The sequence below is a fragment of the Pseudomonas sp. MHK4 genome, assembly GCF_054600775.1.
The window spans coordinates 1-8,589 of the sequence record NZ_BAAIAK010000033.1 but is presented as its reverse complement, the minus strand read 5'-3'; the positions used below and the strand labels follow the sequence as shown (position 1 = coordinate 8,589).

Here is an 8,589-nt window from a genome sequence, read left to right as displayed (position 1 = left end):
GCGAACACCCGGACCACGTCACCCTGCGCAATCGCGACTACACCCGCAACGTGCTGCGCACCCCGGCGAACAACAAGCTGCGCATGGAGGACGACCGCGGCGAGGAGCACATCAAGCTCAGTACCGAACACAGTGGCAAGAGCCAGTTGAACCTGGGGCATCTGGTGGATGCGCAGAAGAAAAAACGCGGGGAAGGGTTTGAGCTGAGGAGCGATGGGCATGGCGCCATTCGCGGGGGCAAGGGGTTGTTCATCAGCGCCGACCTGCAGCCCAAAGCCCAGGGCCAGGTGCTGGACATGCAGGCGGCGCTGGGTCGTTTGCAACAGGCGGGGGAGCAGATGCAAGGCCTGTCTGGCGACGCCCAGGCGGCCCAGGCCGAGCCTGCCGATGTGCAGGCGCAGTTGGTCTTTTTGCGCGAACAAATCGATGCACTCAAGGCCCAGGGAATCCTGCTCAGCGCGCCCCATGGCATTGCCCTCACCAGCGGCCAGCACCTGCAACTGGCGGCGCAGGAGAACCTGATGCTCAACGCCGGAGGCCATGCTGACTTCAGCGTGGTCAAGCGCCTGTTCATGGGAGTGGGCCAGGGATTGAGCCTGTTCGTGCGCAAGCTGGGGATGAAGCTGATTGCCAACCAGGGCCCGATCAGCGTGCAGGCGCAAAACGACAGCCTGGAACTACTGGCGCGCCTCGGACTGTCGATTACCAGCACCGAGGACGAAATCCTTATCACCGCCAAGAAGAAAATCGCCCTCAACGCTGGCGGCAGCTACATCACGCTGGATGCGGGCGGCATCAAAAACGGCACGGAGGGCGATTACCTGGTCAAGGCTGCGTATCACGAGTTCAACCTGGCCGCCAGCGAACCTTTTCCTCTGCCTGAACTGCCCGGCTCAGTGTGCAAGGACTGCCTGAAAAGAGCCCGGGCCGCCGCGCAGGGCTTTGTGCTCAGGGAGGTGCAAGCATGATGATCCCTCAGCTCGGTACCTGGATCGGATTGCTGGAGGCCTCGTGCGCGAAGGCGTCCATTACCTGCCTGGACATCATCATCGACCAGGCGGGCAGCAATGGCCCACTGCTCCCCAGTGTGCTCAGTGTTCAGCCATCACTGACCTGGTACTCGTTGTTCACCGGACTGCCGGAAGCAGGGGCCGAAGAGCTGGCGCCGTTGCTGGTGCGCGTTGACCTGGCGCAGCCGCTACAGCGGCAGTGGCTCAAGGGGTTGATGCATGACTTGCAGGGGCGCTCGCAACTGCTGGCGTTGGCTTCCCACTGGCCTTTCCAGGCTTTGGCCGAGCACCTGGGGCGCTGTCTTGAAGCACGCAATGGCGGCTATCCGGGATTGCTGCGCTACTACGATCCGCGTCTGTTCCCGCTGCTGTTCAGCCATGTGCTGCAAGCCGATCAGCAACAGCCGTGGCTGCGTCCCGCCGTGTTCTGGAGCTGGCTCGATCGCGATGGTATTCCCCAGCACTTTCCAGGGGCTCCCGATACGCCAGAAAGCGTCGCCCTGTTGAGTCCCATCGAGCTTAGCGACAGCCAGGTAGACACCCTCGGTTGTGCCAGTGATGCCACGTTGGCCATGAGCAACCTGCGCCATGCACTGCCTTGCGAGCGGAGCGCCGAACAGCATTTTCAAGCCTGCTACGGCGCCATGCTCGAAGCCACTCAGGCTGGATTGTTGCTGATGCCCGAACGCGAAGCTTTCACCCTCGACAAGTTGCGCATTGCCTGAGTGCCTCTACCCCGCAAAGACAGGAGCCGAATTTCATGCCCATACCCGCAGTAAACAACGTAATCGTTGCCATGCTCGTCGACCTGACTGCCTCCGTATTCGCGCAGGACATCCAGGCCGGCACCCTTGAGGCCATCAACCACACCCACTGGGCCATCAATCATTTCAGTGTCGATGGCCGTTCGGGGATCGACATTATCGGACCTTACCAAGGGGGCGGGGGCGGGTGCTGTTATGTCGCGCCGGCACGTTGGCAACAGGGGATGACGGTGCGTGTGGATTGGGAGACCGGCGTTGGAGGTTCGAAAGGATTTCCTGGTTTTGCGGATGAGGTGAAATACGATGCCTGGCTTGAAAAAATCGACGCACAAAAACGCCAGCACAGCAAAGTCGTGTCAGTTCCGGACTACACCGGCCAAAAAGTCTGCGGCCTCACCGTGCACTTCCTGCCCTGCGATGAACTGCAAGTCAGCACCTCCTGCTACGCCTACGGCAGCCCCGAATACCCGATCAAGACCCCACTGCAATTGCCGGAGCCCCAGTCATGTCCGAAGTGAAACACGCTTCTATGTGGTACCCGCCAGCGTTTCCGGTCGAGGGACGTTTGCCTCGTAACGTCGCGCAGGTCTATCAAAATAATCGGCGCCAGTGTCAGCTGGAGGCGGATTACCACGATGCCTTGTGCGTGGCGGCCGGGCGCCGCCTGATGCCGCCGTGCTGCAAGACCTTGCACATCAGTCTGTTCTTCGACGGCACCGGCAATAACCTTAACAACGACCTCTACCTGTCGGATCCCCGGCACCCGACCAACGTCGCCCGGATGTTCCGCGCCAGCATTGGCGACGGCCATGCCGGCGGTACCGGGCATAGCCCCGCTGCCAAGGGTTTGACCGATGCGGCAGGCACCGGCAATGGCCAGTACTTCAAGTACTACATGCCCGGTGTGGGCACGCCGTTTACCGAAGTCGGTGACCTCGACTACAGCCTTCTGGGACTGGGGGGAGCCTGGTACGGCGAGGAACGGATCAACTGGGGCCTGTTGATGATCCTCGATGCCGTGCGCCGCACACTGGGGCTGCCACGGCTGGACAACGCGGCCCTGCTCAACGCGGTCAAGGCCATGGGGACCTGGGCGGGTGTGGAGTCGATGGACGGTTATGCCACCCGCAGCCGCGAACTCAACAGACAGCTTTGGGCCATTGAGAAACCGCTGCGCATCGCCTTGACCCAACCGCAACCCGGCCAGGTCAAGCTACTGGGCATCAAGTTGTACGTCTATGGTTTTTCCCGTGGCGCATCGGCGGCGCGGGCCTTTGTCAGCTGGTTGAACCAGCTGTTGACCCGGTCCGAGCCGGTGCTGGCGTTGCGCTTGTCCGATTTGCGCCTGCCCATCAGCGTCGAGTACCTGGGGCTGCTGGACACCGTGGCCTCGGTCGGTCTGGCCGATATCGTACCAGGGGCCAACGGCCATATGAGTTGGGCCGATGGCAACCAGGAACTGCCCGCCAGCAGTCTGGTCAAGCGTTGCCTGCATATCGTTGCCAGTCACGAGCAACGGTTGAGTTTTCCGTTGGAGTCCATTCGCCGGGAGAAGGGGGGGTATCCGGCGAATAGTGTGGAGGTGATTTATCCGGGCGTGCACTCGGATCAGGGTGGGGGGTATCCGCCGGGGGATCAGGGTAAGGCTGTCAGTACGGACTCTCGGGTAGGAGACAGTCTTTTGCTGTCGCAGATTGCCTTGAACGATCTGTATGCCGATGCCTTTGCCATTGGCGCACCTTTGAAAGTGCCAGAAGAAGTTCTGCCAGAGGCGGTTAACCGAGACCGCTGGCGGGCGATGGAGCCCGAACTGTTACGAGAGTTTATTGCGGCGCCAACGTTGGTAAACCGCTTCAATGCCTGGCGCGAAGTCACTCTTGGTCTACCTACCGATCTCCAAACGCTGCCTGCGGAAGAGATCGAGCACTATCGGCCACTACCCGCCAACACTAGTTTGGAGCAGACTCTACGCGAGCAGATGAGTTGGATCACTGCCTGGCGCATCGACCGCTACGCGTTCGCCAGTTTGATGCATACACCGTTCTATCTTCAGGCGAGCGACCTCCAGGCCGACGAGGAAGTTCGAGCTCGCGCCGAAAAAGAACGCGACCAGAATCAAGCAGCGATCGTAAAAAGCCGCAAGCAGCAACGGGCACGCGAGTTTCTCAGCCGCGAACCGAACATGCCGCTGGAGCCCGGGGTCAAGGATTTCGATGCCGACATGCCACAAACCCAGTTGCGCGAAGCGGCCGAAGAGTTCGGCAAAGACTACCGCGGCCCTGAACGCTTACCACAATCCTTGAAGCTCTCGGGACCGATGGGCATCGCAACATCGATTCTGTATCAGAAACTGACCGCCGAGGTGCGGTTCGAGCGACAGCGAATGAAAGCTTCGGGGCAGGCGCGGGTCAGTCGATTATTCCCGCCACCGTTGCGCGAAATCAATCATCAAAATGAAACCCGGCGCGGCAATGTCGACGAAAGCCGCAACGCCGCGCATCCGGAAGGGCTGTTACGCGCACTGTTCGACGATCAGGTCCACGACTCCCGCGCCTGGTTTATGTACACACTTGGACGTGAGAGGACCGGCAGTTATTTCGGCGAACGCATGGTGTTTTTCGGCGAGGCCGGCCGTCGCGACCTGGCGTTGTATGGCGAGAACGGTGAAGTGCTGGCGCGCACCAACCCGAATGCCGGACCTGCCGGTGCCGCGCAACCGCTGGACGCCGAGCTCCTGGCCCAGGCCATGCAAGACATCGAAGCGCTGTGGGAAGCGTTCCATGTCCAGGCTGATGAGGTGAAAAATGCATCGGCCTGAACTTTTTTTTCAAGGCGTGGCACAGGACCGCAGGGCCGAGTTCAAAGCCCGCCCATGGTGCGAACGGGCCGTCGTCGTGGGCGCTTTGATCGGCAGCCTGTTTGCACAACATGCTCAGGCCAGCACGCTCGACGCCATCAATCACACTCACTGGGCAATCAACCATTTCAGTGTCGATGGCCGTTCGGGCATCGATATCATCGGGCCTTATCAAGGTGGCGGGGGCGGCTGTTGCTTCACTGCGCCGGCACGCTGGCAACCTTGGATGACAGTACGTGTTGATTGGGAGACGGGCGCTGGAAGCTCTGCGGGTTACCCCGGCACTGGTGATTGGCTCAAGTACTTAGCCTGGGTCGACCAAATCGATGCTCAAAAACGCCAACACAGCAAAGTCGTCCCAGTCCCTGACTACACCGGCCAAAAAGTCTGCGGCCTCACCGTGCACTTCCTGCCCTGCGAAGACCTGCAAGTCACCACCTCCTGCTACGCCTACGGCAGCCCAGAATACCCGATCAAGACCCCACTGCAATTGCCGGAGCCCCCGTCATGTCCGATGTAAAACACGCTTCGCTTTGGTATCCACCCGGGTTTCCGGTCGAGGGCCGTTTGCCTCGCAACGTCACGCAGGTCTATCAAAATAACCGGCGCCAGTGTCAGCTGGAGGTGGATTACCACGATGCCTTGTGCGTGGCGGCCGGGCGCCGGCTGATGCCGCCTTGCTGCAAGACCTTGCACGTTAGCCTGTTCTTCGAGAGCGACCTCGAAGCCGACAAAGGGGTCAAGGCGCGCGCCGAAGAGCAACGCGACGAGAAGCAGGCAGCGGTCGTAAAAAGCCGCAAGCAGCAGCGGGCTCGAGAGTTTCTCAGACGCGAACCGAACATGCCGCTGGAGCCTGGGGTCAAGGATTTCGATGCCGACATGGCACAAACCCAGTTGCGCGAAGCGGCCGAAGAGTTCGGCAAGGCCTACCGCGGCGCCGATCGTTTTCCACAGGCCTTGAAGTTCGCCGGGCCGATGGGCATGGCATCGTCGGTTCTTTATCAGAAACTGACCGCCGAGGTGCAATTCGAGCGACAGCGAATGAAAGCTTCGGGGCAGGCGCGTGTCGGTCAGCTATTCCCGCCGCCGTTGCGCGAAATCAATCATCAAAATGAAACCCGGCGCGGCAATGTCGACGAAAGCCGCAACGCCACGCAACTCGAAGGGCTGTTGCGCGCGCTGTTTGACGATCAGGTCCACGACTCCCGCGCCTGGTTCATGTACTCACGAGGACGTGAGTGGTTCGGCAGTTATTTCGGCGAACGCATGGTGTTTTTCGGCGAGGCCGGCCGTCGCGACCTGGCGCTGTATGACGAGAACGGTGAAGTGCTGGCGCGCACCAACCCGAATGCCGGACCTGCCGGCGCTGCGCAACCTGTGGTGCTGGACGCCGAGCAGTTGGTCAAGGCCATGCAAGACATTGATGCGCTGTGGGAAGCGTTTTATGCCCAGGCTGGTGAGGTGAAAAATGCATCGGCCTGAACTTGTTTTTCGACGCGTAGCGCAGGACCGCAGGCCCGAGCTCAAAGCCAGCCCATGGCGCGAACGGGCCGTTATCGTCGGCATTCTGGTTGGCAGCCTGCTTGTTCAAGACGCCCAGGCCAGCACTCTTGAAGCCATCAATCACACTCACTGGGCAATCAACCATTTTAGTGTCGATGGCCGTTCGGGCATCGACATCATCGGACCTTATCAGGGGGGCGGGGGCGGTTGTTGCTATATCGCGCCGGCACGCTGGCAACCGGGGATGACAGTACGTGTGGATTGGGAGACTGGAGCCAGCGGGGTAAGTGATCTCGCTGATGAATTTCCTGGTTTTGCAAATGAAGACAAATACGACGCCTGGCTCGACAAAGTCGAGGCGCAAAAACGCCAGCACAGCAAAGTCGTCCCAGTCCCTGACTACACCGGCCAAAAAGTCTGCGGCCTCACCGTGCACTTCCTGCCCTGCGAAGAACTGCAAGTCACCACCTCCTGCTACGCCTACGGCAGCCCCGAATACCCGATCAAGACCCCGTTGCATTTACCGGAGCCACAGTCATGTCCGAAGTGAAATACGTCGAAGGGCTAAAGGGCTGCACTGCAGCCAACCAGTCAAGAGAACACTGCACTAAACAAGGATCGCCGCTGCTGCGTCAGTTCCAGTGCGCCGACACGTGGGTGGCCTCATGAAAGTGGCTCCCGAGTATGCCCCCTATCCCCAGGCGCAACGCCCCAACTACAAGCGATGGCTGGTTAACGGCGCAGCACTGTTGGGTTTGGTGTTTGTTGGCGCCGATCTGTTGGAGTCGGTCGAGCATGGAAGTAGTGACTGGAGTCTTTTGCGATTATTGCTGGACGTTTTCACCGTCTGGGGTGTGATGATTGGCGTGGCAGTGTTGTGGTTGCTGGCACTGCTGTTGCGCGTGTTGTACTACCGTTTCAACTGGCATGTCGCGCGATACCATGCCAATGCAGCCACGCGGGTTCAGCACACCTGGTGGACCCACCATCGCCAGAAAGTCGGGTTGATCGAATCGGTGCTGTTGGGCGCCGCCTGCAGTTCGCCCGAACATCGACAAAGCCTGTTCAGTCCTGAGCATCAACCCCCAGTGCCAGAGACGACGCCCGAGGGCCCGGCGATTCGACTGCTCCAGGTACTTGGACGCGATGTCGCCGAGCGCGAACGGCAACTGGCAGCGTTGCTGGCCCTGCAATGGAACGAGCAGCGTACGGAACCCGAGGTGGTGCAGCCAGTGAGTTGTTACTGGCAAGGTTCACTGGACGCCTGGCAAGCCTTTGTCGAACAGATGAAGCAGTGCTGTCCGCACATCCAGTTGCCCGAACAACCCGAGCCCTGGCAAGGCATGCAGAGCCTTGACGCGATCATTGATCGGCTGCATGGGGCACCTTGGGATGTCCGCATTCTTTGTGCCGGTTGTCACTCTTCGCCGCCCGAGGCACAGAGTCACATGCCCGCGGGCGAGGCTGCCGTGTTGTGGTTGCTCGCTCCGCGAGGTCGGGTGCGCTTGTCTCGCGGGGAGTGGTTCGCGGCGGATGCCGAGAGCCTGGCGTCGGTAGCCGAGCGAGCGTCGCAACAGAGCGAGCTGAAGCCTTCCGCCCCGGTATGCGTGTCGTTCTCTCAACCCTACGTGCCGCCGCAGTCTGCCCTGGATTGGAACACCCGCCAACACCTGCAAGACGCCAACTTTGGTGCGCTGCAGAACCTGGAGGCCATGGTCGTGCAGACCCTGGCTGCCTGGTATGCCGAGCAGCATGGCGTGCCTTGTGCCTGGTTGGCGAATGACCCTCAACACACCCTGGCCCTGGGCATTGTGGAATCCGATCATGCAGATAGCTGAAGCTCCAAGAATATCGTCCTGGCCGACGGCGCTGTTGCTGGCGCTGGTCGTGGCCGTGGTGGTCACGGTGGGTGGTGTGGTTTGGTGGTTTTTGACAGGGCGCGGCCCTGTCAGCCAACCCATGTGGGTGGATCTGCTGCTCAAAGGACTGATGTGCTGGGCATTGCTGTTCAGTCTGGCAGTCTCGATCTGGTTGGTCCTGAAGAAAGGCATTCATAAGCTGGTGATGGACACTCAGCCTCTGCTGCCCTTGCCGAACACCGAGACACCTCCACCAGACGAGTGCGCAAAGGCACTCGCAGATTTGCGCAAGCACTACGGCCCCTTCTGGCGCCTCAAGGTACGCGTGCTCCTGGTCGTCGGCGAACCCAAGCAAATCGAAGCCATCGCCCCCGGCCTGACCACCCGGTGCTTCCTGCATGCACAAGACACCGTGCTGCTCTACGGCGGTAGCGTGCAGGCACCAACCCTGTTCAGCCAATGGCAGGGTTTGAGCCGCTGGCGTCCCTTCGATGGCGTGGTCTGGGCCTTGAACAAGGCGCAGACCACCGACGCCGCGACTATGGGGGAAAACGTACGGCGCCTGTGCGGTCTGGCTCGAGCGCTGCATTGGCAGT

8 protein-coding genes and 1 pseudogene are annotated in these 8,589 nt (G+C 60.7%); all 9 read left to right on the top strand.

Features of this window, described 5'->3' with window-relative positions; genetic code table 11:
• Window positions 1–968: DUF2345 domain-containing protein (locus ACYP2Q_RS31300; RefSeq protein ID WP_459734073.1), on the top strand; the 968-nt coding region annotated here is incomplete at its 5' end.
• A complete protein-coding gene (locus tag ACYP2Q_RS31295) occupies window positions 965–1,735 on the top strand; it encodes a DUF4123 domain-containing protein (RefSeq protein ID WP_459734071.1) in 771 nt (256 codons plus the stop codon). The genes ACYP2Q_RS31300 and ACYP2Q_RS31295, both read left to right, overlap by 4 nt.
• 71 nt (window positions 1,736–1,806) lie before the next feature.
• A complete protein-coding gene (locus tag ACYP2Q_RS31290; protein ID WP_459734074.1) occupies window positions 1,807–2,292 on the top strand; it encodes a DUF3304 domain-containing protein in 486 nt (161 codons plus the stop codon).
• A complete protein-coding gene (locus tag ACYP2Q_RS31285) occupies window positions 2,280–4,592 on the top strand; it encodes a T6SS phospholipase effector Tle1-like catalytic domain-containing protein (protein WP_459734070.1) in 2,313 nt (770 codons plus the stop codon). The genes ACYP2Q_RS31290 and ACYP2Q_RS31285 overlap by 13 nt, the downstream gene beginning before the upstream one ends.
• The gene (locus ACYP2Q_RS31280) at window positions 4,579–5,151 is read left to right on the top strand and encodes a DUF3304 domain-containing protein (protein WP_459734069.1); all 573 of its coding nucleotides are present in this window, start codon (window positions 4,579–4,581) and stop codon (window positions 5,149–5,151) included. The genes ACYP2Q_RS31285 and ACYP2Q_RS31280 overlap by 14 nt, the downstream gene beginning before the upstream one ends.
• Window positions 5,139–6,113, top strand: coding sequence for a T6SS phospholipase effector Tle1-like catalytic domain-containing protein (locus tag ACYP2Q_RS31275; protein ID WP_459734067.1), 975 nt, complete (start codon window positions 5,139–5,141; stop codon window positions 6,111–6,113). Before ACYP2Q_RS31280 ends, ACYP2Q_RS31275 begins: the two co-directional genes overlap by 13 nt.
• A complete protein-coding gene (locus ACYP2Q_RS31270; protein WP_459734066.1) occupies window positions 6,100–6,684 on the top strand; it encodes a DUF3304 domain-containing protein in 585 nt (194 codons plus the stop codon). Before ACYP2Q_RS31275 ends, ACYP2Q_RS31270 begins: the two co-directional genes overlap by 14 nt.
• A 115-nt stretch (window positions 6,685–6,799) precedes the next feature.
• Window positions 6,800–7,972 carry a hypothetical protein gene (locus ACYP2Q_RS31265; RefSeq protein WP_459734065.1) on the top strand — a complete coding sequence of 391 codons (1,173 nt, stop codon included), beginning with the start codon at window positions 6,800–6,802 and terminating at the stop codon, window positions 7,970–7,972.
• Window positions 7,959–8,589, top strand: a pseudogene (locus tag ACYP2Q_RS31260) (ImcF-related family protein); the annotation flags it as partial. The gene ACYP2Q_RS31265 and the pseudogene ACYP2Q_RS31260, both read left to right, overlap by 14 nt.